This window comes from Actinocorallia libanotica (assembly GCF_039525175.1).
Lineage (GTDB): Bacteria > Actinomycetota > Actinomycetes > Streptosporangiales > Streptosporangiaceae > Actinocorallia > Actinocorallia libanotica.
Genome location: NZ_BAAAHH010000003.1, coordinates 253,016 through 276,498, shown reverse-complemented (window position 1 = coordinate 276,498; position 23,483 = coordinate 253,016). Strand labels below are relative to the sequence as shown.

Here is a 23,483-nt window from a genome sequence, read left to right as displayed (position 1 = left end):
AGTGGGGGTTGCTTAGGGTCATGGGTGTCATGAGACTTCTGCACACCTCCGACTGGCACCTGGGGCGGTCCTTCCACCGGGAAGACCTCCTGGGCGCGCAGGCCGCGTTCGCCGACCACCTGCTGGAGACCGTGCGCGCCGAGCGCGTCGGCTGCGTCCTGGTCTCCGGCGACGTCTACGACCGTGCGCTGCCGCCGGTCGACGCCGTCCGGCTGTACGACGAGACGCTGCGGCGGCTCGCCGCCCTCACCCGGGTGGTGCTCATCTCCGGCAACCACGACTCGGCCGTGCGGCTCGGCGTGGGCTCCGGGCTGCTCGACAGCGCCGGGGTGCACGTGCGCACCGATCCGGAGTCGGTGGGCAGGCCGGTCGTGGCGGAGGACGTGGCGATCTACCCCGTTCCCTATCTGGAGCCGGACTTCGTACGGTCCCGGTGGGGGCTGGCGGAGCGGTCGCACGCGGCGGCGCTCGGCGAGGCGATGCGCCGGATCCGCGCGGACGGCACGCCCGGGACGCGCGTCGTGCTGGCGCACGCGTTCGTGACGGCGGGGAACGCCGCGCCGGTGGTGAGCGAGAGCGAGCGCAACATCGCGGTCGGCGGGGTGCAGATGGTCCCCGCGAGCGTGTTCGACGGCGTCGGCTACACGGCGCTGGGGCATCTGCACGGGCGGCAGACGCTCCGCGAAGGCGTGCGGTATTCGGGATCGCCGATCGCCTACTCCTTCTCGGAGGAGAGGCAGAAGAAAGGTTCGTGGCTGGTGGACGTCGACGCGGGGGGGCTGCGGGACGTCGCGTTCGTCGAGGCGCCGGTGCCGCGGCCGATCGCGCAGCTGCGCGGCACGCTCGCGGAGCTGCTGTCCGATCCGCGCCATGAGGCCTACACCGGGCACTGGCTGAAGGTGACGCTGACGGACGCCAGGCGTCCGGCGGGCGCGATGGAGCGGTTGCGGGCGCGGTTCCCGCACACGCTGGTCCTGGGGTTCGAGCCCGACGCCGCGGCGAACGAGGGCGAGCGCACCTGGTCCGAGCGGGTCAAGGAGCGTTCGGGGGTCGAGCTGGCCTGCGACTTCCTGCACGAGGTCGGCGGCGATGAGGCGGGTCCCGCCGAGCGCGCGCTGCTCGAGGACGCTTTCACCCACTGCCGCCAGGAGGAGCGCGTACGCGTCCCGGCGCCGCGCGCCGGAGGGAAGGGGACGGCACGATGAGGCTGATCCGGCTGAAGGTCACCGCGTTCGGTCCTTTCTCCGGCACCGAGGAGGTCGACTTCCAGGCGCTCGGCGAGGCGGGGCTCTTCCTCATCAACGGCCCCACCGGCGCGGGCAAGACGAGCGTGCTCGACGCGGTGTGCTTCGCGCTGTACGGGCAGGTGCCGGGCGCGCGCAACGCGGTGAAGCTGCTGCGCAGCGACCACGCCGCGCCCGGCACCGCGCCCCTGGTCGAACTGGAGGCCGACATCCGGGGGCGCCGCTTCCGCTTCACCCGCTCCCCCGCCTGGGAACGGCCGAAGCTGCGCGGCACGGGCACCCGCATGGAGCAGTCGAAGATCCTCGTCGAGGAGCGGACGGGCGGCGAGTGGATCGGCCACACCAACCGCCTGGACGAGGCGGGCGACCTCGTCCAGCGGCTGCTGGGGATGACCGCGCCGCAGTTCAACCAGGTGGCCCTGCTGCCGCAGGGCGAGTTCGCCGCGTTCCTCCGTGCGGGCGCCGAGGAACGGCGGCGCGTGCTGGAGAAGCTCTTCGCCACCGAGGTCTACGCCGCCGTCGAGAAGTGGCTGGCCGACGAGCGCGCCCGGACCAACCGCGAGGCCGAGGCCCTGCGCGTGGCGGCCGCCGCGACCGCCGACCGCGTCGCCGAGCTCACCGCCGCCACCCCTCCCGACGGCTCCGCCGCCCTCCTCCTTCCCTGGGCCACCGAGCTGACGGCCCACCACCGCGACCTGCTGAGGGCGGTCTCGGATCTGCTCTCGGCCACCGAGGAGCACCTGGCCGCCGTCCGCCTCCGCCGCGACGAAGGCCGCGCACTGGCCTCCCTCCAGGAACGCCGCGCTCAGGCCGTCCGGCGCCGCGACGCCCTGGCCGCCCGCGCCGGAGAACGTACGACCTGGGCCGACCGCCTCGGCGTCGCCGACCGCGCCGGCCGCGTCCTGCCCTACGGCCGCGCCGTCACCGCCCGCCGCGAGTCCCTCGCCGAGGCCGCGTCCCGCTCCGGCGCCCTGCGCCGCCGCGTCACCGCCCTCGTCCCGCCCTCCTGCCTCTGCGACGCCCTGGACCACGCTCCCCCCTCCGGCACGGCCTCGTCCGCAGCGCCGGGTGACGCGGGACCGGGCGACGCGGGCCGGAGCGGGCACGCGTGTCCGCCGTTGGCGGAGGACACGCCGATGGAGGCGCTGCGGCGGGCCGAGCAGGTGTGGCGGGCGGAGCTGGCGCGGCTGGAGGCGCTGCGGGGTCAGGAGGCCAGGCATCGCGAGGTCCTGCGGGAGCTGACCGGGGGCCGGGAGCGGGAACGGCGCTGGACGGCCGAGGAGGAGCGGCTGCGTGCCGGGCTGGAAGAGCTGCCGGGCCGGGTCGCCGAGCAGCGTGCCGCGTTGGAGGAGGCGCGGATCCGGGCCTCGGGCGCCGATGCCGCCGCCAAGGACGTCGCCGACGCCGCGCAGGCGGTGGAGGACGCCCAGCGGCGCGACCTGGTGGGAGGTCGGCTGGAGCGGGCCGAGACGGAGCTGCGTGCGGCCGTCGACCTCGCCCAGCGGACCCGGGACCGGGTGCAGGAGCTGCGGGAACTGCGGCTGACCAGGATGGCCGCGGCGCTCGCCGCCGACCTCGTGCCGGGCGAGCCGTGCAAGGTGTGCGGCTCGGCCGAGCATCCGGCGCCCGCCGCCGGGTCGGCCGAGGTCCCCTCCCAGGACGAGGAGGTCCGGGCCGCGCGGGAGGCCGACGAGGCGCAGCGCGACCGCGAGGACCTCAACGGCCGGGTGGGGAGCCTGCGCGCCGAGTACGACCTGCTGCAGCAGCGCTCCGAGCTGCCCCGCGAGGCCCTCGCCGAGATCCTCGACGGCGCCAGGGCGGCGCTGGACGCCGCCCGGGGCGCCGTCACCCGCGCCGAGGCCCTCGAACAGCGGCTCAGGTCCGCCGAGACCGAGCTGGACACGGTGCGGCGGGCCCATGCCGACGCGGGCCGCGAGCTCGCCGAGACCAGGGCCTCGCTCACCGCGCTGGACGGCGAGGAGGGGAGGCTGCGTGCCGAACTGGACGCCGCGCGGGGTGCGGACTTCTCCCTGCAGACCCGGCTCGCCCGGTTGGGCGACGAGGCCGACCTGCTGACCCGCGCGATCGAGGCCGACGCCCGTGCCGCCGCGGCCCGCGAGGAGCTGGACGCCGCCGGGAAGGCGCTGTCCGAGGCCGTGGCGGCCGAAGGGTTCGCCTCCTCCGACGAGGCCGCCCGCGCCCTCCTCGCCCCCGAGGACCGCGCGCGGCTGGAGACCCTGGTCGGGGAGCACGACGCGGAGGCCGCCGCCGTCCGCGACCTGTTGTCCGACCCGGAGCTCGCGGCCGCCGCGACCCGCCCCGCGCCCGACCTGGCGTCCCTGGAGACGGCGGCCGCCGAGGCCGAGCAGTCCCGCACCGTCCTGGTCTCGGCCCGCGACCGCGCCTCCCACCGCAGCGCGCGGCTGGCGGAGCTGCTCGCCGACCTGCGCGCCCGGCTCGCGGAGTGGGCGCCCGCCGCCGAGGCCCACGAGCGCACCGCCCGGCTGGCCGGACTCGTCAACGGGCAGCCGCCCAACACCCTGCACATGCGCCTGTCCGCCTACGTCCTGGCGGCGCGGCTGGAACAGGTCGTCGCCGCCGCCAACGAGCGCCTCTCCACCATGTCCGCGGGCCGCTACCTGCTGAAGCACACCGTCGACAAGGCCGCGGGCGACACCAAGCGCGCCGGCGGCGGCCTCGGCCTGCGCGTCATCGACGGCTGGACCGGCCAGGAGCGCGACCCCGCCACCCTCTCGGGCGGCGAGTCGTTCATCTCCTCCCTCAGCCTCGCCCTGGGCCTGGCCGACGTGGTCACCGCCGAGGCGGGCGGCGCCGAGATCGCCACCCTCTTCGTCGACGAGGGCTTCGGCACCCTGGACGAGGACACCCTCGACGAGGTCATGTCCGTCCTGGACTCCCTGCGCGACGGAGGCCGCGCCGTCGGCGTCGTCAGCCACGTCGCCGAGCTGCGCACCCGCATCCCCGCCCAGCTGCGCCTGCACAAGTCCCGCGCCGGCTCCACCCTCACCGTCGTCGTCTGACCCGCCGCGCCGTCGGCGGGGGGCGGCGAGATGACAGGACCGCTACCAAGCGTTAGTTTGTTCCCCGTCGCCTCGGTCTCGCCAGGAGGGTTCATGTCCTCGCAGTCGCCCCTGATCCAGCGCCTGTTCGGGCCGGTCTTCCACAAGGTCGCCGGCGCCCGGTGGTTCCGCAGGCTCGGTCCGGGCGCCGTACCGAAACTGGACCAGGCGTTGCACAGGGTGACCGGCGGCCGCCTCATGCTGTCCCAGCTGCTGGTGCCGACCCTGTACCTGACCACCGTCGGCGCCAAGAGCGGCCAGGAGCGCCTCTCCCCCCTGCTGTGCATGCCCGAGGGCGACGGGTGGATCGTCGTGGGCAGCAACTTCGGCCGGGACAAGCACCCCGCGTGGACCGGCAACCTCCTGAAGACCCCCGAGGCCGTCGTCGAGTACGAGAAGAAGATCTACAAGGTGACCGGCGACCTCCTTCAGGGCGAGGACCGCGCCGCCGTGTGGATCCGCCTCGCCGAGATCTGGCCCGTCTACACCAAGTACCAGGCCGAGGTCGACCGCGAGCTGCGCGTCTTCCGCCTCACCCCCCGCTGATCCCCCGCGCCACGCGGAACGGCGCCAGGCCCCGCCCGATCGGGCGGGGCCTGGCGCCGTTCACGGCTCCGGTCAGGCCGCCGCGGCGGTGTCGCGGGTCGCCGTCCCGGTGGAGGCGGGCTCCAGGGCCAGGGCGAGGACCTCGCGGACGTCGGTGACGGGGTGGACGGACAGTTCGGACAGGACCTCGGCGGGGACGTCGTCGAGGTCGGGTTCGTTGCGCTTGGGGATCACCACGGTGGTGATGCCGGCGCGGTGGGCGGCCAGCAGCTTCTGCTTGACGCCGCCGATGGGCAGGACGCGGCCCGTCAGGGAGACCTCGCCGGTCATGGCGACGTCGGCGCGGACGGGGCGGCCCGACAGCAGCGACGCCAGTGCCGTCGTCATGGTGATGCCCGCCGACGGTCCGTCCTTGGGCACGGCGCCCGCGGGGACGTGGACGTGCACGCCGCGCTTCTTCAGGTCGCCGACCGGCAGTTCCAGTTCGGCGCCGCGGGAGCGCAGGTAGGACAGCGCGATCCGCGCGGACTCCTTCATGACGTCGCCGAGCTGGCCGGTGAGCGTCACGCCGGTGTCGCCGGTCTCGGCGTCGGCCAGGGACGCCTCGACGTACAGGACGTCGCCGCCCGTCCCCGTCACGGCCAGGCCCGTCGCCACGCCCGGGACGGCGGTGCGCCGCTCGGACTCCTTCAGGGAGACCTCCGGGGTGAACCGGGGGCGGCCCAGGTAGGGCACGAGATCGTCGACGGTGACGGGGAACTCCGCCTCGCCGAGCGCGGCCTTCGCGGTGGCCTTGCGCAGCACGCGGGCGATGGCCCGCTCCAGCGAGCGCACGCCCGCCTCGCGGGTGTACTCGCCCGCGATGAGCCGCAGCGCCTCCTCGGGCAGGACGACGTCGCCCTCCTCCAGGCCCGCCTTCTCCAGCTGCCGGGGCAGCAGGTGGTCGCGGGCGATGGTGACCTTCTCGTCCTCGGTGTAGCCGTCGAGGGTCACCAGCTCCATCCGGTCCAGCAGCGGGCCGGGGATGGTCTCCAGGGAGTTGGCGGTCGCCAGGAACAGCACGTCCGACAGGTCGAGCTCGACCTCGAGGTAGTGGTCGCGGAACGTGTGGTTCTGCGCCGGGTCGAGGACCTCCAGCAGCGCGGCCGTCGGGTCGCCCCGGTAGTCGGCGCCGACCTTGTCGATCTCGTCGAGCAGGACGACCGGGTTCATCGAGCCGGCCTCCTTGATCGCGCGGACGATCCGGCCGGGCAGCGCGCCCACGTACGTGCGCCGGTGGCCGCGGATCTCGGCCTCGTCGCGCACGCCGCCGAGCGCCACGCGCACGAACGAACGCCCCATCGCGCGGGCGACGGACTCGCCCAGCGACGTCTTGCCGACTCCGGGCGGGCCCGCGAGGGCCAGCACGGCACCGGAACGGCGGCCTCCGACGGCTCCAAGGCCGCGCTCGGCGCGCTGCTTGCGCACGGCCAGGTACTCGATGATGCGTTCCTTCACGTCGTCGAGTCCCGCGTGGTCGGCGTCCAGGACCTCACGCGCGCCCGCGATGTCGTAGGCGTCTTCCGTACGCTCGTTCCACGGCATTTCCAGGACGGTGTCGAGCCACGTGCGGATCCAGCCGCCCTCGGGTGAGGCCTCGCTGGAGCGTTCGAGCTTGTCGACCTCCTTGAGCGCCGCCTTCTCCACCTTCTCCGGAAGGTCCGCGGCCTCGATGCGGGCCCGGTAGTCCTCCTCCTCGCCGTCGCCATCGGCGTCGCCGTTGAGCTCGGAGAGCTCCTTGCGGACGGCCCGCAGCTGCTGCTTGAGCAGGAACTCGCGCTGCTGCCTGTCGATGCCCTCCTGGACGTCCTTGCGGATGGTCTCGGCGACGTCCAGCTCCGCCAGGTGGTCGCGGGCCCAGCCGATCACGAGGTCGAGCCGCTCCAGCACGTCGACGGTCTCCAGCAGCTGGATCTTCTGCTCGACCGTGAGGTACGGCGCGTACCCGGCCTGGTCGGCCAGGACCGAGGGGTCGTCGATCTGCTGGATGATGTCCACCAGCTGCCAGGAACCCCGGTGCTGCAGGATCGCCTGGACCAGCCCCTTGTACTCCTTGGCGGGCTTCTCCGCGCCGGCGGCCTCGGGGATCTCCACGACGGTCCCCTCGACCCACAACGCCGCGCCCGGCCCGGTCGTCCCGGTGCCGATCCGCACCCGGGAAACGGCCCTGACCACGGCCCCCTGCTCCCCGCCGGGCAGCCGCCCCTCCTGCTCCACCACGCCGAGCACGCCGATCGCCGGATACCTCCCGTCGCTGCGGGGCACCAGCAGCACCCGGGGCTTCCCGCCCCCGCCCGCCGCCCGCGCGGCCTCGATCGCCGCCCGGACCTCCCCGTCGCCCAGCTCCAGCGGAACCACCATGCCGGGCAGCACGACCGCGTCGTCCAGCGGCAGCACGGGCACCGTCAGCTTCTCGCTCATTCCACTCCCCAGTCACGTTTCTTGAGTCACTAGCACTCAAGAACCCAGAGCGAGGTTTCATTCCTTCCCGCTGTTCGCTCACAGCGATCGCCCCCGATTCCCGACGGACCTACAGTGATCTCCATGAGCGTCCCCCCGGCGGACGGTCCCCTGTCGGACCACGAGTCACGTCTCCTCATCGGCCTGCTCCGGCGCTTCTGCGACCACGAGATGGACCAAGGCGAGCGCTGGCGGCTGTCCACGGACCACGGACCGGTCCACGTCCTGATCCAGCGGGCTCCCCTCCCAGGCGTCCCCCTTTCGGACCATGACGATCTGGACGCCTGGCTCGCCGCCCATCCGGGTGAGACGGCGGACCGGGCGTGATCACCTGTAAGGGCTTCGCCCTGCTCCTGAGCGGCTGCTCCACCGCGGCGATTCCATCCCGCCGAACTCCGCCCTGGGGCGGCTTCCGTCCCTCATGAGGTTGCCGCGCGGGTCGCGCGGGCGGCCAGGTCGACGAGGTAGGCGCGGAGTTCCGGGGGGTCGTGGACCTCGAAGGGGCAGCCGAGGACGAGCAGTCTCGCCGCCAGCCATTCCAAGGTGTCGGAGGGGCCGTGCAGGCGGCAGGTGCGGTCGTCGATGCGGTGGAAGGCGTCGGCGGGGAGGCCGAGCTTCCGGGATGCCTCCGTCGCGGAAAGGCGGAGGGTCGCCACGACCTCGTAGGTGGGCGCCGAGGAGTACAGCTTGCGGGTGACGAACGCGGCGGCGTCCTCGCCCGGGGGTACGCGTGACGGAACCCGGACGCCGGTGGGGCGGGGTTCGCCGATGCGGTCGGTGCGGAAGACACGCCAGTCGTCGCGGTCGTTGTCGTAGGCCAGCAGGTACCAGCGGCGGCCGGAGGCCACGAGGCGGCACGGTTCGACCAGGCGCCTGGTGCGGGTGCCGTCGGCCGCCTCGTAGGCGAACCGCAGACGCTCCTGGGCGGCCGTGGCGCTGGCGAGCACCGCCAGGATCTCCGGATCCATGCTGGATTCACCGTTGCCGAGCACGGAGACAGTGGCGGCTCCCAGCGTGTTGACGCGGTGCCTCAAGCGCGGCGGGAGGACCTGCTCCAGCTTGGCGAGCGCGCGTACCGACGCCTCCTCGATGCCGTCCACGGGGTGGGAGGCCGCGGTACGCAGCCCCACGGCGATGGCCACGGCCTCCTCGTCGTCCAGGAGGAGCGGCGGCATGGCCTTGCCCGCGGCGAGACGGTAGCCGCCGGTGGTCCCCATCGTCGCCTGCACGGGGTATCCCAGCTCGCGGAGCCGGTCGACGTCGCGGCGGACCGTACGGGGGCTGACCTCCAGCCGTTCGGCCAGTTCGGTGCCCGGCCATTCGCGCGGGGTCTGCAGCAGGGACAACAACCGGAGCAGCCGGGCGGAAGTCGTGTTCACGGAATCCATCATGCCCGTCGATCTAGGACAGGACCTGACCTAGATCGTTTCTATTGTCGATCCTGTCAGCACGACCGACGAGGAGAACCATGAACAACGAGATCCGCCCGTTCCGCATCGACGTCCCGGAGACCGAACTGGCCGACCTGCACGACCGCCTGGCCCGTACCCGCTGGTCCCGCGAGCTCCCCGGAGACGGCTGGAGCCGCGGGGTCCCCGTCGCCTACCTCCGGGAACTCGCGGACTACTGGCGCGACGGATACGACTGGCGGCGGCAGGAAGCGCGGCTGAACGGCTTCCCGCAGTTCCTCACCGAGATCGAGGGGCAGGACGTGCACTTCCTGCACGTCCGATCCGCCGCGCCCAACGCGCTGCCGCTCGTCCTCATGCACGGCTGGCCGAACTCCTTCGTGGAGTTCACCGACCTCATCGGCCGGCTCACCGATCCCGCCGCGCACGGAGGCGACCCGTCCCAGGCGTTCCACGTCATCGTTCCGTCGGTTCCGGGCTTCGGATTCTCCGCTCCGCCGCGCGAGACCGGCTGGAGCACCGCCCGTACGGGACGCCTGCTGGCGGAGCTGATGCGCCGTCTCGGCTACGACCGCTACGGTGTCCAGGGCGGGGATCTCGGCGCGTACATCGCCCCGGAGATCGCCAAGGCCGCGCCGGACAACGTCGTCGGTGTCTACGTCATCGCCGGACTCGGCTTCCCCACGGAGAAGGACCTGCCGGAGATGACCGAGGAGGAGCAGACGGCCTTCGCGTGGATGCAGCAGCAGGAGTGGATGACCGGCGTGGACCATCACGCCTTGCTCCGCGCGGCGCCGCAGACGTTCGCCTACGGCTGGCATGACTCGCCCGTCGCCGCGCTGGCCTGGATGATGCAGAAGTTCAACGAGTTCAGTTTCGGCGGGAAGTTGCCGGAGGAGGCGCTCGACCGCGATCTGCTCCTCACCAACGTGAGCCTGTACTGGTTCACCGGGACGTTCGGTTCGTCGTCCTGGTTCATGTACGACAGCACCGAATTCGGGTGGCCGGAGGGGCAGAAGGCCGTCCCGACCGGGGTCTACAGCGGTGCTCCCGGCATCCGGCGGCTCGCCGAACGGCACAACACGATCATTCACTGGCCGGAAGGCAACCCTGGCGGGCACCACTTCGTGGCCATGGAACAACCCGATCACGTGGCCGCCGACATGCGTCTGTTCTTCGCCAAAGTCCGCTGAAACCGCTGGAAGGAGCTTCCTCGAATGAATGACGTCCCACGTTTCTCGTGGTCCGAGGTGTGTGCGCGTCGGTTGGCCCGGCATGGGCTGGCCGCTCCGGCGGAGGGCGTACGGCCCGTCGACGTCGTCTCCGCGATGGCGGGTACGCACGCTCAGGTCATGTCCTCGGCCGAGCTGGCCATCGGCCTGCGTACTGCTGGACAGACGCGCCTCGATGTTCGCGAGGCGTTGTGGGGCGACCGCAGCATCATCAAGACGTTCGGACCGCGCGGCACCGTTCATCTGCTGCCCGCTGAGGAGCTGCCGCTGTGGACGGCGGCCCTCTCGGCCGTCCCCGTGTCGGCGAGCACCTTTTCCGCTGCCATTCGGATGACCTCCGAGCAGACAGAAGAGGTGGTCGCGGCGATCACGAAGGTGCTGGACGGGAACGAACTCACCATCGACGAACTCAGCGAAGCGGTGATCGAGGCCACCGGACCGTGGGCGGGCGACCTCGTCATGCCCGCCTTCCAGGGCATGTGGCCGCGTTGGCGGCAGGCGCTTCACCTGGCCGGAGTCCGCGGAGCGTTGTGCTTCGGCCCCAACCGGGGACGCAAGATCACCTACACCAGCCCGCAGATGTGGCTTCCCGGCTTCCGCCCGGCCGAGACGCAAACGGGCTTGGCACATGTCGTGAAGCGCTACCTGCACGCGTACGGGCCTTCCACGCCGCAACGTTTCGCTCACTGGCTGAACGCGCCGGCACGCTGGGCCGTCGAGCTCTTCGACTCCTTGTCCGACGAACTCCAGCGGGTGGAGGTCGAAGGCGCTTCCGCGTGGGTGGCGCGCGGCGACCTGGAAGTACCGTCCGCTCCTCCGCAGGGCGTTCGCCTTCTCCCCTACTTCGACGGCTACGCCTACCGCGTGGGCAATCAGCCTCCCGCGCTTCTCTACCCCGGCCGTGCCGCCGAACGGGTGCTCCCGGGCAACTTCCAGGTCCTCCTGATCGACGGCGTCGTCGCGGGACTGTGGCACCAACGCCGCTCGGGCCGCCGCCTCCACCTGACCGTGGAATCCCTGGTCCCCCTGTCCCCCACCCAGCTCGACGACCTCGACCACCAGGCGGAACGCGTCGCCGCCGTCCTCGAAGCCAAGCCGCAACTGGTCCTCGGCCCGGTCACCGTGGGCGGCCACGCCTGACCTCCCGCGACGACCGCCTCCCGCCCCTCCTACAGTGATCGCGTGAGCGACCCCCTGCCCGGCCTCCCGCCTCGCCGTCCGTTCCGGCGAGTCGGGAGGCCGATCGTGACCGGCCGTATCCGAACCGCCCTCGCCCTGGCCAGCCTGCTGCTGGGTGGCTGCTCGACCGCGGCGGAGCCCGCCCCCTCGCCTTCCGCCCCGGTCCCGCTTTCCGCCTCGGTCCCGCCTTCTCCCTCGAAGCGCGCCGCTGCGCCGCCCTCCCCCGTGCCTGCGACGTTCCGGCCGGGCGAGCTCCGGACCGTACCCGACCCCCGGAAGCTCCTGTCCCGGGGTCTCCTCGAAGACCTCCGCTTCGCGGAGGATGACAGCTCGGAGTGCGAAGAGCACCAGCCGAACGACCTGATCGACGCATGGGGCTGCTATCTGCTCACCCCGAGCGCGGCCCCCTCGGACGGCGACCTCACCACGATCTTCACGGCTCTGCACCGTCCTTTCGACACGCAGAGCGCGACCGCGTTCGCGAAACAGGAATTCGCCGAACTGCCCGACCGCCGCACCGACTCGAGCTCGTGGACCGAGGCCTCCCTCGGCGACGAGGCCATGCGTTCCCGGGAGAACGCGGCGTACCGCGATGACAGCACGGTCGTCTTCCGCGTCAAGAACGTGACGGTCATGGTCTCGGTGAACATCGACGAGGACCGCGAAAGCGACGACTCCGCACGCTACGACGCGCAACAGCAGCGGGCCTGGCGGGTCGCTTCCGACCTGGCGCGCTCACTCGTCCGGCTCAGCCGGTAGTTCCCTATGCGTTTTCGAGACGGCCTGCAAGCATGGTCGGGACCTGAGGGAGGCGCGATGCGGACCATCCCGCTGCTGCTGGGACTGTCCCTGCTGGTGACGGCGTGCGGGGAGGAGCCGCCGCGGCCGCTGGCCATCCCCTCCATCGACCAGAGCACCGGATCCGACTTCGAGGTCTGCCCCGAGTCCGGAGTCCTCGTCCGGGAACTGGACACGAACGCCGCCATGGGGTTGCGGGCCATGTCCATCTCCCTGGTGAACTGCGGCGACGTCCCCCAGAAGTTCAACGGGTACCCGGAGATCGAGTTGTACGACGCCGAAGGCGATCCGATCACGGCGGATTTCCGGCACGGCAGCGGCGGTGTCGCCCAGGTCGAGTCCTTCGAAGCACCCGCCGCGCCGTTCACGCTGAAGCCGGGAGAGCTCGCCACGGCCGGAATCCTGTGGCGCAACCTCGTCGAAAACGTCACCAGGCCTCCGGTGACCGCCGACTCCATGGCCGTGGTGCCGCGTCCCGGCATGGACGCGCAACGCCTGACGGACCTCAACATCGACCTCGGCACCACCGTCAAGGTCGGCCTCAGCCCATGGAAGAAGAGCAAAGACCGGCAACGAACACGATCCAGCGCGCCCGAAGGCACATGACGTGATCGCCTTCCGCGCTCCCCGACCACGTTTCCTATGGTGGAGAGTATGGAGATCAGGTTCATCCGGCTGCCCGGAAACCGGTGCGAGATCAGCGTCTCTGACCGGGAGGGCCCGGATCTGCTGCTGCCCGCCGTGCGGGTAGGCCACTTCCTGCCGCACGACCTCATGCACGCCGCCGTCGAACGGAGCCTCGGCCTGGACGACGGCCTGTGGGGCGCGATCGCACGCGGAGCGATGATCGACGGCTCCACGTTCACCGAGGTCCGGCAGAACGGTGACACCGGCATGAAAAAGGCACTGAACCGAGGCGGAGACGGCATCATGGACGCCGAGATCAAGGTCCATTCCGCCTACCGCGCCTGGCGCGGCCTCCCCACCCACGCCGGCCGCGCCCCCTCCCCCCTGAGCCAGGACGAGCTGCTCCGCGCCCGCCAGGCCCTGGCCGAAGCCGCCCGGCAATGGGAGGAGACCCCCGAAGGCGACGCCCTCATCTGGCACTGGTGATCCCCCCGAGCACCCCGGCCGCCCACTCCGTCCCCTTCACCGGCAACGACCGCCACGAACAGCCCGCCGAAAGGCACGGACACCCGCCCATCCGCGCCCGCTCCCATCACCACCTCCTCCAACTCCTCCAACTCCTCCAGCACCTCCAATACCTCTGGCATCTCCGATATCTCTGGCATCTCTCGCTTCTCTGGTATCTCCGGCGCCTCCCGGCATCTCTGACGCCCCCAGAGCCGTCCACGCCACCAGCATTCACCGGCGTTACCAGCACCGCCGGCACCGGCCGCTAACGCCGCCTGCCCTGCCGCCGCCATCGCCGTCGGCGCCGCACCACCGAGCGCACCATCAGCTTGGATTCGCCTGCAGAGGATCTGCACCCTGCCGATGACCTGCGGAGGAAAGTTCGAGGATCCACGTTTACCCCAAGCTGAACCTGGGGTACTTAACGTCACGAGACGATGACACGGCGTTAGGAGAGGAAGGATCCGACCCAGAACCCAGAAATCCTGCGCAGCCCGCCCTCGGCAGGACCGAGTGCGTCCCGCCCGACCCCGGTCGCGTCCCCGACGACCGGCACGGGCACCACGGGAACACACCTCGGGCACTCGGTCCGCCGAGGACGGGCAACCCCAAGAGCAGGGCCCGGCGAAGCCGTATCCCCCAAGCCGCCGCGCCCTCCGCCGGCCCGGCCGTGTCACCCGCACCCGGGCCGGCGCCCCTTCCCCTCCATCCCCGACCACCCCAGCCCCACCGACTCCCTCTTCGACCCCACCCCCGCTCCCGCTCCACACGCACCCACGACCCGCGCCACGCATCGCCACCCGACCCGCACATCACCACCCGGACCGCGCACCACCGCACGGACTGCACACCACCACCCGGACCGCGCACCACCGCACGGACTGCACACCACCACCCGGACCGCGCACCACCACCCGGACTGCACACCACCACCCGGACCGCGCACCACCACCCGGACTGCACACCACCACCCGGACCGCGCACCACCGCACGGACTGCACACCACCACCCGGACCGCGCACCACCACCCGGACTGCACACCACCACCCGGACCGCGCACCACCACCCGAACTGCGCGCCACCACCCGGACTGCACACCACCACCCGGACTGCGTGCCATCACCCGGACTGCGTGCGTAACTCGTCGTGGGCTTTTCTCTGCGGGAGGGATACGGGTGGTCTGGTGTGGTGGTCGTCGGCTTCGCCCGTCGGGGGTCGGGGTGGTGCGGTCGGTTCTCTGTCCGGCCGCTCGGCCGTTCTCGGTTCTGCGGGGGTGCGTGGCGGGGAGGGCGGGGGCGGCTCGGATGTCACTCGGTTTCCGTAGCCTGTCGTCTGGTGGCTCGTCTTCGGAACGAAGGGTGATGTATGGACGCCGATGTCGTGGCCGTTCGGCTGCGCGAGATCTGCCTGGGGTTTCCGGAGGCCGTGGAGAAGCCCTTCGGGGGGCATACCGCGCCCTCTTACCGGGTGCGCGACAAGCTTTTCGCCATGACCGGCGAGGACGGGGTGAGCCTCACCTTCAAGGCTGCGGCGGGGGTGCAGGCGGCTCTGGTCGCGGAAGCGCCCGAGCGCTTCTTCGTCCCGCCCTATGTCGGGACCAAGGGGTGGGTGGGCGCTCGGCTGGACGTGGACCAGGACTGGGTGGAGCTCGCCGAGCTGCTGGAGGACAGCTACCGGCTCATCGCTCCCAAGCGGCTCTCCGCGCGGCTCGACGCGCCCGCCTCCGGCACCGGCTGAGTCGGGACGGAGAAGGCGGAGGGCCGGGTCCCCCGGTGGGGATCCGGCCCTGGAGAGGGGTGCTGGTCAGGCCTTGGCGGCCGACTGCTGGAGGGCGGAGACCTCCCGGGCCTCGGCGACGATCTTGCGTTCGATGAAGAAGGCGAGGAAGGGGACCAGGCCGGCGGAGACCATGATGAGGAACTTCTTCATGGGCCACTGGGCCTTGGTGTAGAGGTCGAAGGAGATGACCAGGTAGATCATGTACAGGAGGCCGTGGACCGGCGAGATGATCGCGGAGGGGGTCTCGTTGCCCGTGAGGAGACGGATGGGCAGGCCTACGAAGCACACCAGGATCAGCATGACGCCGACGACGGTGGCCAAGATGCGGTACCGGTTGATGGCCGCTTCCACGTGAGTCTCGCCTTTCTACTGCCGCTGGGAGTTGAGCCGGGCCAGGTAGCGGTTGTAGGCCGCCAGGCTCGGGTCCTCCGCTTCGGCTTCCTTGATCAGTTCGGCTTCGGTCTTGGGGACGACGGGTTCGGCGGGCTCGGCCGGCTCCCTGCCCACGCCCTTCAGCTCGTCGCGGATCATCTTGATCCACATCACGATCACGAAGATCGCGAACAGCGGCCATTCGAAGGTGTAGCCCCAGCTGCGGGCATTGCCGTCGGTGGCCCGTCCGAACTGCCACCAGCCGAACCACAGGAAGCCGAAGAACAGGATCACGGCGATGAGGTGGATGCCCAGCCAGCCTGGAGTCAGAAACCGTCTCACGGCTTGAGCGTACCGCCGCCTCCGAGGTATCCGTCCCCGCCCCCGGGCAGGACGCGGAGCGCTCCCCCGGCGGCCGCCCTCCGCGGATGATCTCCCGCCCGGCCGCACACAGGCGATCATCACGCGGCCACGGATCATGGACGGGCACCCGCCCGGTGGCACGCGAACGGCCCGCCGGACGATGACGGGCCCCGACGAGCGGCCACCCGCCGTCCCGGCGAAACCGGAAAGGGCGCGATCGCGGCCTTCACAGGGGCACGGTCGACGGCCGGATGACCGTGAAGCCATCCGATAAGTCGAACGCGGAGAGAAGGTCCGAACCAAAGGGGCGTGGAAGGTCGGGCGGGGCGCATGGGAAAAGGGGAAAAGGGGATGCGGGCACTCGCGTCACTGAGTTCCCGCTGACTATGCTGACGCGCACTTGACCGGCATTTCTGTACATTCCAGAGGGCGCACATGACGACCGTCGGCTCCGGGCAGGCGTGGACGGCCCAGCAGGGCGCCTACAGGGCGGCGGTGCAGCGCCGGGTGCTGGCCGTGCTCACCGCGGGGCAGGTGCTGGGCGGCATCGGGGTGGGGCTGGGCGTGGCGGCGGGCACCCTGGTCGCCCGGGAGCTGTCGGGGAGCGAGGTGGTCGGCGGGCTGGCGCAGACCAGCGCGGTGCTCGGCGCGGCGCTGATCGCCATCCCCGCCGCGCGGCTGTCGGCGGGGAGCGGGCGGCGGTCCGCCCTCTCCTTCGGGTACGGCATGGGGACGCTGGGCGCGCTGGTGGCGGCCCTCGCGGCGGCCTTCGGGTCCTGGCCGCTGTTCCTGGCGGGGCTGCTGCTCTTCGGCGGGGCGTCCGCCGCCGGTTACGCCGCCCGCTACAGCGCCACAGACCTCTCCCGCCCGGGCCACGCGGCCCGCGACCTCAGCATCGTGGTGTGGGCGTCCACCGGGGGCGCGGTCCTGGGCCCGCTGCTGGCCGGGAAGACCGACGCGCTCGGTGGGCACACGGGCGTCTACCTCCTGGCCACCGCGGTCTTCGCCCTCGCCGCCCTGGCGGTCTTCGTGGGGCTGCGCCCCGACCCGCTGCGGGTGGCGCATCTGGGCAGCGGCCGGGAGGAGATCCCGCCGGACCGCTCCCTGCGGACGGGGCTGCGGGTGCTGGGACGCTCTCCCAGCGCCCGGGTGGCGGTCATGGCGATCACGGTCAGCCACACCGCGATGGTGGCCCTGATGTCGATGACCCCGGTCCATCTCGACCACGGCGGCGCCGGGCTCGGCACCGTCGGGGTGGTGATCAGCCTGCACATCGCCGGCATGTACGCGCTCTCGCCCCTGGTCGGCTGGTTCGCCGACCAGTTCGGGCACGTTCCCGTCCTGCTGGGCGGCCAGGTCCTGCTGGCGCTGGCCGCGGTCGTGGCGGGCCTGGCGGCGCCGGAGTCGACGGCGCAGGCGGCGGTCGGGCTGGTGCTGCTGGGGCTGGGCTGGTCGTGCGGGATCGTGGCGGGCTCCGCGCTGCTCACCGAGTCGGCGCCGGTCGACCTGCGGCCGTCCGTGCAGGGCCTGTCCGACCTGCTGATGAACGGAGGCGCGGCGCTCGGCGGAGTGGTCGCGGGCGTGATCGTGGCGACCCTGTCCTACCCGGCCCTGTCCGCACTGCTGCTCCTGCTGACACTGCCCATGGGCACACTCCTCCTCCTGGCCCGACGACTCGCCGAACCCTGAACCCAACCTCCACGACATCCCGGGCACATCCCGAAGCCGCTACCGGTCCGGCAACCCGCCGAACCTTGAACGACACCGCCCCGAACGGCACCGCCCGGCCTCCGCGACACCCCAGGCACGTCCCGAAGCCAATACCGGTCCGGCAACCCGCCGAACCTTGAACGACACCGCCCCGACCTCCACAACGTCCCCGACCCGCCCCTGGAACCGCTACCGGTCCGGCCCTGAACGACACCACCCGGTCTCCGCAACATCCCGGGCGCGTCCCTGGAACCGCTACCGGTTCGGCCCCGAACGGCACCGCCCGGCCTCCGCGACAACCCGGACAAGTCCCGGAGCCGATGCCGGTCCGGCGGACCGTCGCGTCCTGGACGACGCCGCCCCGGCCTCCGCGACATCCCGGGTGCGTACCTGGAACCGATGCCGGTCCGGCGGGTGCTGGGCGGCTCCGAACCCAACCTTTGCGACGTCCCGGGCTTGCCTCCGGAGGGGGCGGGCAGCGTGAAAGAGACCGAAGGAGGGTCTCTCATGGAACTGCTGCCGATCATCACCACCTGTGAAGCGGACGCCTGCGCCTACAACCGCGACCGCACCTGCCATGCCGGTGCCATCACCGTGGGCGACACGGTGCGGCCGCACTGCGACACGTTCGTCGAGGTCGAGGCCAAGGGGGGCACCACCCGGCCCGGGCGCGTCGGGGCGTGCAAGGTGGCGGGCTGCCGCCACAACCACGCGCTGGAGTGCCGGGCCGAGGGGATCACCGTCGGCTATGTGAAGAACGAGGTCGACTGCCTGACCTACGAGCCCGCCTGATACCGCACGCCCGTCAGCTCGGACGAGACGTCCCACAGGCGGCGGGCGAGCTCCACGTCGTCGCCCGCGGGGTTGAGCCCGCCGACGACGGGCGTTCCGCGCATGACGAAGCGGGGACCGTAGACCTGGCCGCCCCGCGCGTGCGGGTCGGTCGCGGCGCGCAGCGTGGACAGGGCGCCGAAGGAGCTCGACAGCGCGACGGTGCGGCTGCCGAGCCAGTACGCCGCGGCCTCGAAGGGGTTGCGGCCCAGGCCGACGGAGGAGTCCATCAGGCCGGTCGCCGCGTACCCCGGGTGGGCGACGAGGCTGTCCAGCCCCTTGTACCTACGGTCGAGCTCCTTGGCGAACAGCAGGTTGGCGAGCTTGGAGCGGGCGTACCCGCCCCAGCGCGAGTACCGCTTCTCCCCTTGCAGGTCGTCGAAGTCGATGCGGCCCCCGTGGGAGGCGAAGCTGGAGACGGTCACCACCCGCGCCCCCGGCCGTTCCAGCAGCGCGGGCAGCAGCAGTCCCGTCAGCGCGAAGTGGCCCAGGTGGTTGACGCCGAACTGCATCTCGAAGCCGTCGGCCGTGGTCGCCCGCGGGATCGCCATCACGCCCGCGTTGTTGACCAGGAGGTCCAGCGGCTCCTTCACCCCGTCGGCGGCGAAGGAGCGCACCGAGGCCAGGTCGGCCAGGTCCAGCGGGGCGAGCGAGACCCGGCCGGGGTCGCCCACGGCCGCGGCGATCCGCCGCACCGCCTCCCGCCCGCGCTCGGGGTTCCGGCAGGCCAGCACCACCCGGGCCCCGTGCCGTGCCAGCTCCAGCGCCGTGTACAGGCCGAGCCCGCTGTTGGCACCGGTGACGACGGCCCGCCTCCCGGTCAGATCGGGAATGTCGGCGGCTGTCCAGCCCATGTGTCGCAACCCCTCGTCGGCGATGTGAGACGTGAATCTAGACCGATCACGCGACGGGGGGCAAGCAGGAACCGAACGTGGTTCAGGCCTGCGGGAGCGCCGCCTCGACCGCCGCCACCAGCGCGGGATCGTCCGGCTCGGTCCGCGGGTCGAACCGGGTGACGGAGCCGTCGGGGGCGATGAGGAACTTCTCGAAGTTCCACCGGATGTCACCGGTGTGCCCGGTGGCGTCCGGGACGTCCACCAGCTCCCGGTAGAGCGGATGACGGCCGGGGCCGTTCACCTCGATCTTCTCGGTGAGCGGGAAGGTCACGCCGTAGGTCGTCGAGCAGAAGCTCTGGATCTCCTCGGCACTGCCCGGCTCCTGGCCGAGGAACTGGTTGCAGGGAACGCCGAGAACGGTGAAGCCGCGCTCGGCGTAGTTCTTCTGCAGCTCCTCCAGCCCGGCGTACTGGGGGGTGAGCCCGCACTGCGAGGCGACGTTCACCACGAGCACGGCCTTGCCCCGGTACCGGGCCAGATCGGCCGGACCACCCTGCAGGGACTCGATCTCCACATCCAAGACAGACATGTCTCGATCTTAGTGAGCCCCTTTTCGGGGCGGCGTCGCCGCCACCCCTCCTCGAAGCGCTCGCCGCCGTCAGCTGCCTATGGAGCTGATGAAGACGCCGAGCTGGTTGCCGGCGTCCCCGATCGCGGAGAACGCGTTGTTCACCACGCCGGCGGCGGCCGTCGGCTGGCTGATCAGATAGAAGATCACGAAGGCGATGGCCACATAGCGGACCTTTTGATTCATCAGGCGCCGTCCCTCAGAGTACGCAGTGACACACTGACCCGATTCAGTTGTGCCCACCGTTGACAGTCCGCAAAGAGACTTTCATGTGGCCCCATCGCCACGCCGGTCGCCACCATCGTAAGTCCTTCCTGCGCATATGAAGAGCCCCGGTACCCAAAAGGACCGGGGCTCTTTCGTTACCGCCGCCTCAGGGGATGGCGCTCGTCATGAACGTCGAAAGGGAGTCGGCGGCACCGCCGAGTCCGTTGAGCGCCCCCTGGACCACACTGGCCGCCCCGTCCGGCTGCTTCACGATGTACCAAGCGACAAACGCGACACTGCCCCACTTGAGCCACTTCTTGAACATGACAGACCACACCTTCGGGATGCACTCTCGGTTACTGAGAGTGATTCCCCGGCCGCCGAGCGCGGCGGGCAGTGTGAAGTAAAGAAAGTCACCCGATGCCGTCGGGCAGGGGTCGATCATTTCGGATGGCCTCAAATAGCTTTTCGGACTTCGCCTTATCCCAGACCACATAGGAACCGGCGGCGGAGGAGGAACCGAAACGTCCGAAAGGCACGCTCAGCGTCTTTCCCTCGCCCCCCGAAAGGCCGCGCATCGCCAGCATCATCCGGCCCAGTTCGAACAGCGAGTCCCCTTCGTCCACCGTGAAATTCCCGGTGGAGTTCCACGCCAGGGGGACGCTGCGGAACGGGTTGAGCAGCGTCGCGGGCGAGGTCGCCTTGTCGATGAGCGCGGCGAAGAACTTCCGCTGGTTCTTGATGCGCTCCAGGTCGCCGTTGGCGTACTTGCGGGTGCGCACGTAGCCCAGCGCCTGCGCGCCGTCCAGCTCCTGGCAGCCGGCCTGGAGGTCGAGCCCGGCCTTCGGGTCCGCGATGGGCTTGTCCACGCAGATGTCCACCCCGCCGACCGCGTCCACCACGCCGACGAACCCGCCGAAGCCGATCTCGGCGAAGTGGTCGACGCGGATCCCGGTGGCCTGCTCGACGGTCCGCGCCAGCAGGGACGCGCCGCCGATGGCGTACGCGGCGTTGATCTTGTTCTCGCCGTGCCCGGGGATCGCGACGTAGGAGTCGCGCGGGATGCTCAGCAGCGTGGTGCCGCCGTCTCCGTGGTGCAGCAGCATGATGGAGTCGGTGCGCTTGCCCTGGGCGCTGCCCGTCCGCAGCTTCTTGCGGTCGGCCCTGGTCAGCCCCTTGCGGCTGTCGGAGCCGACGATGAGCCAGTTGGTGCCGGGCGTGTCCTCGGGGCGGCCCGCGTAGTCGGCGAGCGCCTCCTCCTTCTGCAGCCGTCCGTCGAGGCTGAGGTAGCCGGCGACGGAGCCGCCGAGCAGAACGGCCAGGACCACCGCGACCAGCCTGCCCGGACGGCGACGGCGCCTCCTGGGCGGCTCCTCGTCGTGCGCCGGGAACTCCGCGGTACGGGCGTGCGCCATCTTCACCCTCCATCCTGCCGCCGCTCGGGCGGTGGGCCTGCGCCACGCAAGCTGACGACAAACTATGAGATAGCGACGTTCCGCGCATCGACCTGACGCATCAGCCAGATAACCCTCTGTCGTACGGCAGGGCACGGACATCGTCGTGCTCGAGAGTGACACTGACCGGGAGCCGACTCATCAGCAAAGGTCAGGAGGGTGATGTTGCGCTCCCTTTGGTCACGACTCATGCGACCGTTCCGGCGCGAGAACAGGAAACGCCGGGCGGTCCCGGCGGACGACCTCCCCAAGCTCACCGAGCGCCCCTGGGTGGCGCACTCGGCGGAGCTGGCCGAGACGAAGGTGAGCACGGTGGCGCGGAGGCTGCCCTCCCTCGTCACCCGGTCGATGCGGCTGGCCTGGCAGGCCGGTCCGCGCGACACCCTCGCCGCCGTCGTGTGCAACCTGCTGGCCGGCGTGTTCACCGCGTTCGGGCTGCTGGCCACCACCGAGGTCCTGTACGCGCTGTTCGCCGAGGGCCCCACGCCCGAGCGGGTGCGCGAGGCGCTGCCCTCGCTGGCGCTCGTGGGCCTGGCCTTCACCCTGCAGGGCGCGCTGCAGAGCGCCGCGGGCTGGGCGCAGTCCCGGCTCGACCCGCAGATCGAGCGCGCCGTGCAGAACCGGCTGCTGGACCTCACCACCGGCGTCGAGCTGGCCGCACTCGACGACTCCGACTTCCTGGACGACCTGCAGCGCGCCGAGACCCGCGGCACGATGGCGGCGCCGCTGATGGTCGTCTACACCATCGACGTCCTCACCGGCCTGGTCGGCCTCACCGCCGCGGCGGGCGTGCTGGGCGTGCTGCACCCGGCGCTGCTGCCGCTGCTGCTGCTCACCGCGGTGCCGCTGTGCTGGGCCTCGGTGCGGGCCGCGCGCATGGGCTACTTCACCCAGCTCGCGCTGGCCGCGAGCCGCCGCAGGCGCTGGATCCTGTCGGACCTCATGACCAACCGCCACCAGGCCGCCGAGGTGCGCTCCTTCACCGTCCGCGACCTGCTGCTGCGCCAGTACGACGAGCTCTCCTCGCGGGAGCGCGACGTGGAGCTCGACCTCGCGCTGCGCCAGACCCTCACCCGGACGGCGGGCGACGCGCTGCAGGGCCTGGCCACGGTCGCCGTCTACGCCGCGCTGGGCTGGCTGCTGTGGCGGGGCTCGGTGCCGCTGGCCGTGGCGGGCGCGGCGGTCCTGGCGATCCGGACGGGCAAGACGTCGCTGGCCAACCTCGTGTACGCCGTCAACCGCTGCTACGAGAACGGCCTGTACTTCGCCGACTACCTCCACTTCTGCGACGGGGCGGAACGGCGCCTCCCCAAGCGGCAGGGGGAGCTGCTGGCGCCGCCCGGCCGGTTCGAGCTCATCCGCGCCGAGGGCGTCACCTTCACCTACCCCGGCGCGGACTCCCCCTCCCTGCGCGGGGTGAGCGTGGAGCTGCGGCGCGGCGAGGTCGTCGCGCTGGTCGGCGAGAACGGCTCGGGCAAGACCACCCTGGCCAAGATCCTCGCCGGGCTCTACGACCCCGAGGACGGCGAGGTGCGCTGGGACGGGACGTCGCTGTGGCGGATGGACCCGGCGCTGCTGCGCGAGCGGATCGCGGTCATCGCCCAGGACCACACGCACTGGCCGATGACCGCCCGGCACAACGTGATCATGGGCCGCCCCGACGTGCCCGAGGCGGTGGAGGCGGCGATCGCCTCCTCCGGCGCCGACGAGGTGATCGCCGCGCTCGCCCACGGCTACGACACCCTGCTGGACCGGCGGTTCGACGGGGGCGCCGAGCTGTCGGGCGGGCAGTGGCAGCGGCTGGCCGCGGCCCGCGGCTTCTACCGGGACGAGCCGCTGCTCATCTGCGACGAGCCGTCGGCCGCGCTGGACGCCCGCGCCGAGCACGCCCTGTTCGAGCGGATCCGGGCGCACGCCGCCGGGCGCACCGTGCTGCTCATCACCCACCGCCTGGCCAGCGTCCGGCACGCCGACCGCGTCTACGTGCTGGACCAGGGGAAGATCGTCGAGCAGGGCGACCACGCCTCCCTCATGGCCGCGGGCGGCCTCTACGCCGAGCTGTACGGGCTGCAGGCCGAGGCCTACCGGTGAGCCGGCGGGGCGGCGCGGCCGATCATGGAATCTCCGGCCGTACCGCCCCGTGCGAAGGCGTCACGAGCCCTTCCTCCTCCCGCATAAGGTG

General features: G+C 71.7%; 22 protein-coding genes. 13 read left to right on the top strand and 9 right to left on the bottom strand.

Features of this window, described 5'->3' with window-relative positions; translation table 11 throughout:
* Nucleotides 1-29: 29 nt before the first annotated feature.
* The 3 genes from ABD140_RS06515 (at nt 30) to ABD140_RS06505 (ending at nt 4,870) form a co-directional block, all read left to right on the top strand.
* Entirely contained in the window at nt 30-1,205 is a 1,176-nt protein-coding gene (locus tag ABD140_RS06515) for an exonuclease SbcCD subunit D (protein WP_344237792.1), read from the top strand.
* A complete protein-coding gene (locus ABD140_RS06510) occupies nt 1,202-4,285 on the top strand; it encodes an AAA family ATPase (RefSeq protein WP_344237791.1) in 3,084 nt (1,027 codons plus the stop codon). The genes ABD140_RS06515 and ABD140_RS06510 overlap by 4 nt, the downstream gene beginning before the upstream one ends.
* 93 nt (nt 4,286-4,378) lie before the next feature.
* Nucleotides 4,379-4,870: a nitroreductase family deazaflavin-dependent oxidoreductase gene (locus tag ABD140_RS06505; RefSeq protein WP_344237789.1), complete on the top strand. Its 492-nt coding sequence runs from the start codon at nt 4,379-4,381 to the stop codon at nt 4,868-4,870.
* A gap of 72 nt (nt 4,871-4,942) precedes the next feature.
* On the opposite strand, the gene lon is transcribed toward ABD140_RS06505, so the two are convergent.
* The gene (gene lon, locus ABD140_RS06500; RefSeq protein ID WP_344237787.1) at nt 4,943-7,330 is read right to left on the bottom strand and encodes an endopeptidase La; all 2,388 of its coding nucleotides are present in this window, start codon (nt 7,328-7,330) and stop codon (nt 4,943-4,945) included.
* 123 nt (nt 7,331-7,453) lie between these two features.
* On the opposite strand from lon, the gene ABD140_RS06495 reads away from it, so the two are divergent.
* Complete coding sequence (locus ABD140_RS06495; RefSeq protein ID WP_344237786.1) at nt 7,454-7,696, top strand: hypothetical protein; 243 nt, start codon at nt 7,454-7,456, stop codon at nt 7,694-7,696.
* Between the two features lie 92 nt (nt 7,697-7,788).
* Here ABD140_RS06495 and ABD140_RS06490 read toward each other — a convergent pair whose 3' ends face one another.
* Nucleotides 7,789-8,748: a helix-turn-helix transcriptional regulator gene (locus ABD140_RS06490; RefSeq protein ID WP_344237784.1), complete on the bottom strand. Its 960-nt coding sequence runs from the start codon at nt 8,746-8,748 to the stop codon at nt 7,789-7,791.
* A gap of 89 nt (nt 8,749-8,837) precedes the next feature.
* Here ABD140_RS06490 and ABD140_RS06485 point away from each other — a divergent pair, with 89 nt between their 5' ends.
* From ABD140_RS06485 to ABD140_RS06460, 6 genes are all read left to right on the top strand, one after another.
* Nucleotides 8,838-9,971 (top strand): epoxide hydrolase family protein, encoded by a 1,134-nt coding sequence (locus ABD140_RS06485; protein WP_344237782.1) that lies wholly within the window; start codon nt 8,838-8,840, stop codon nt 9,969-9,971.
* A 72-nt stretch (nt 9,972-10,043) separates the two neighbouring features.
* Entirely contained in the window at nt 10,044-11,150 is a 1,107-nt protein-coding gene (locus tag ABD140_RS06480) for a winged helix DNA-binding domain-containing protein (RefSeq protein WP_344237780.1), read from the top strand.
* A gap of 105 nt (nt 11,151-11,255) precedes the next feature.
* Nucleotides 11,256-11,948 (top strand): hypothetical protein, encoded by a 693-nt coding sequence (locus tag ABD140_RS06475; protein ID WP_344237778.1) that lies wholly within the window; start codon nt 11,256-11,258, stop codon nt 11,946-11,948.
* 57 nt (nt 11,949-12,005) lie between these two features.
* On the top strand, nt 12,006-12,593 hold the full coding sequence (locus ABD140_RS06470) for a DUF4232 domain-containing protein (protein ID WP_344237776.1): 588 nt from the start codon (nt 12,006-12,008) through the stop codon (nt 12,591-12,593).
* A 48-nt stretch (nt 12,594-12,641) separates the two neighbouring features.
* Nucleotides 12,642-13,100 carry a hypothetical protein gene (locus ABD140_RS06465; protein ID WP_344237774.1) on the top strand — a complete coding sequence of 153 codons (459 nt, stop codon included), beginning with the start codon at nt 12,642-12,644 and terminating at the stop codon, nt 13,098-13,100.
* Between the two features lie 1,386 nt (nt 13,101-14,486).
* Nucleotides 14,487-14,858, top strand: coding sequence for an MmcQ/YjbR family DNA-binding protein (locus ABD140_RS06460; RefSeq protein ID WP_344237772.1), 372 nt, complete (start codon nt 14,487-14,489; stop codon nt 14,856-14,858).
* Nucleotides 14,859-14,924: 66 nt separating this feature from the next.
* Here the strand turns inward: ABD140_RS06460 and ABD140_RS06455 are convergent, their stop codons facing one another.
* Both ABD140_RS06455 and ABD140_RS06450 read right to left on the bottom strand, forming a co-directional pair.
* Nucleotides 14,925-15,251 carry a DUF3817 domain-containing protein gene (locus ABD140_RS06455; protein WP_344237770.1) on the bottom strand — a complete coding sequence of 109 codons (327 nt, stop codon included), beginning with the start codon at nt 15,249-15,251 and terminating at the stop codon, nt 14,925-14,927.
* 15 nt (nt 15,252-15,266) lie between these two features.
* Nucleotides 15,267-15,614: a hypothetical protein gene (locus ABD140_RS06450; RefSeq protein WP_344237768.1), complete on the bottom strand. Its 348-nt coding sequence runs from the start codon at nt 15,612-15,614 to the stop codon at nt 15,267-15,269.
* Nucleotides 15,615-16,070: 456 nt separating this feature from the next.
* Between ABD140_RS06450 and ABD140_RS06445 the strand changes: the two genes are divergently transcribed.
* Nucleotides 16,071-17,324 carry an MFS transporter gene (locus ABD140_RS06445; RefSeq protein ID WP_344237766.1) on the top strand — a complete coding sequence of 418 codons (1,254 nt, stop codon included), beginning with the start codon at nt 16,071-16,073 and terminating at the stop codon, nt 17,322-17,324.
* A 528-nt stretch (nt 17,325-17,852) separates the two neighbouring features.
* Nucleotides 17,853-18,137 (top strand): DUF1540 domain-containing protein, encoded by a 285-nt coding sequence (locus ABD140_RS06440; RefSeq protein WP_344237764.1) that lies wholly within the window; start codon nt 17,853-17,855, stop codon nt 18,135-18,137.
* Here the strand turns inward: ABD140_RS06440 and ABD140_RS06435 are convergent.
* The 5 genes from ABD140_RS06435 to ABD140_RS06415 form a co-directional block, all read right to left on the bottom strand.
* Complete coding sequence (locus tag ABD140_RS06435) at nt 18,122-19,030, bottom strand: oxidoreductase (RefSeq protein ID WP_344237762.1); 909 nt, start codon at nt 19,028-19,030, stop codon at nt 18,122-18,124. The genes ABD140_RS06440 and ABD140_RS06435 overlap by 16 nt on opposite strands.
* 82 nt (nt 19,031-19,112) lie before the next feature.
* A complete protein-coding gene (locus tag ABD140_RS06430) occupies nt 19,113-19,601 on the bottom strand; it encodes a glutathione peroxidase (RefSeq protein ID WP_344237760.1) in 489 nt (162 codons plus the stop codon).
* A 69-nt stretch (nt 19,602-19,670) separates the two neighbouring features.
* Nucleotides 19,671-19,826 carry a hypothetical protein gene (locus ABD140_RS06425; RefSeq protein WP_344237758.1) on the bottom strand — a complete coding sequence of 52 codons (156 nt, stop codon included), beginning with the start codon at nt 19,824-19,826 and terminating at the stop codon, nt 19,671-19,673.
* Between the two features lie 187 nt (nt 19,827-20,013).
* On the bottom strand, nt 20,014-20,172 hold the full coding sequence (locus ABD140_RS06420; protein WP_198653353.1) for a hypothetical protein: 159 nt from the start codon (nt 20,170-20,172) through the stop codon (nt 20,014-20,016).
* Between the two features lie 88 nt (nt 20,173-20,260).
* Nucleotides 20,261-21,262 carry an LCP family protein gene (locus tag ABD140_RS06415; protein WP_344237753.1) on the bottom strand — a complete coding sequence of 334 codons (1,002 nt, stop codon included), beginning with the start codon at nt 21,260-21,262 and terminating at the stop codon, nt 20,261-20,263.
* 228 nt (nt 21,263-21,490) lie between these two features.
* Here ABD140_RS06415 and ABD140_RS06410 point away from each other — a divergent pair, with 228 nt between their 5' ends.
* Entirely contained in the window at nt 21,491-23,392 is a 1,902-nt protein-coding gene (locus tag ABD140_RS06410; protein WP_344237751.1) for an ABC transporter ATP-binding protein, read from the top strand.
* Nucleotides 23,393-23,483: the final 91 nt, after the last annotated feature.

Bases quoted from the DNA above. Each gene is read 5' to 3' on its own strand.
- ABD140_RS06465 (WP_344237774.1), top strand. From the start codon at position 12,642: ATGGAGATCAGGTTCATCCGGCTGCCCGGAAACCGGTGCGAGATCAGC.
- ABD140_RS06440 (WP_344237764.1), top strand. From the start codon at position 17,853: ATGGAACTGCTGCCGATCATCACCACCTGTGAAGCGGACGCCTGCGCC.
- ABD140_RS06415 (WP_344237753.1), bottom strand. From the start codon at position 21,262: ATGGCGCACGCCCGTACCGCGGAGTTCCCGGCGCACGACGAGGAGCCG.
- ABD140_RS06460 (WP_344237772.1), top strand. From the start codon at position 14,487: ATGGACGCCGATGTCGTGGCCGTTCGGCTGCGCGAGATCTGCCTGGGG.
- ABD140_RS06515 (WP_344237792.1), top strand. From the start codon at position 30: ATGAGACTTCTGCACACCTCCGACTGGCACCTGGGGCGGTCCTTCCAC.
- lon (WP_344237787.1), bottom strand. From the start codon at position 7,330: ATGAGCGAGAAGCTGACGGTGCCCGTGCTGCCGCTGGACGACGCGGTC.
- ABD140_RS06410 (WP_344237751.1), top strand. From the start codon at position 21,491: ATGCGACCGTTCCGGCGCGAGAACAGGAAACGCCGGGCGGTCCCGGCG.
- ABD140_RS06485 (WP_344237782.1), top strand. From the start codon at position 8,838: ATGAACAACGAGATCCGCCCGTTCCGCATCGACGTCCCGGAGACCGAA.
- ABD140_RS06495 (WP_344237786.1), top strand. From the start codon at position 7,454: ATGAGCGTCCCCCCGGCGGACGGTCCCCTGTCGGACCACGAGTCACGT.
- ABD140_RS06510 (WP_344237791.1), top strand. From the start codon at position 1,202: ATGAGGCTGATCCGGCTGAAGGTCACCGCGTTCGGTCCTTTCTCCGGC.
- ABD140_RS06435 (WP_344237762.1), bottom strand. From the start codon at position 19,030: ATGGGCTGGACAGCCGCCGACATTCCCGATCTGACCGGGAGGCGGGCC.
- ABD140_RS06505 (WP_344237789.1), top strand. From the start codon at position 4,379: ATGTCCTCGCAGTCGCCCCTGATCCAGCGCCTGTTCGGGCCGGTCTTC.
- ABD140_RS06445 (WP_344237766.1), top strand. From the start codon at position 16,071: ATGACGACCGTCGGCTCCGGGCAGGCGTGGACGGCCCAGCAGGGCGCC.
- ABD140_RS06470 (WP_344237776.1), top strand. From the start codon at position 12,006: ATGCGGACCATCCCGCTGCTGCTGGGACTGTCCCTGCTGGTGACGGCG.
- ABD140_RS06430 (WP_344237760.1), bottom strand. From the start codon at position 19,601: ATGTCTGTCTTGGATGTGGAGATCGAGTCCCTGCAGGGTGGTCCGGCC.
- ABD140_RS06425 (WP_344237758.1), bottom strand. From the start codon at position 19,826: ATGAATCAAAAGGTCCGCTATGTGGCCATCGCCTTCGTGATCTTCTAT.
- ABD140_RS06420 (WP_198653353.1), bottom strand. From the start codon at position 20,172: ATGTTCAAGAAGTGGCTCAAGTGGGGCAGTGTCGCGTTTGTCGCTTGG.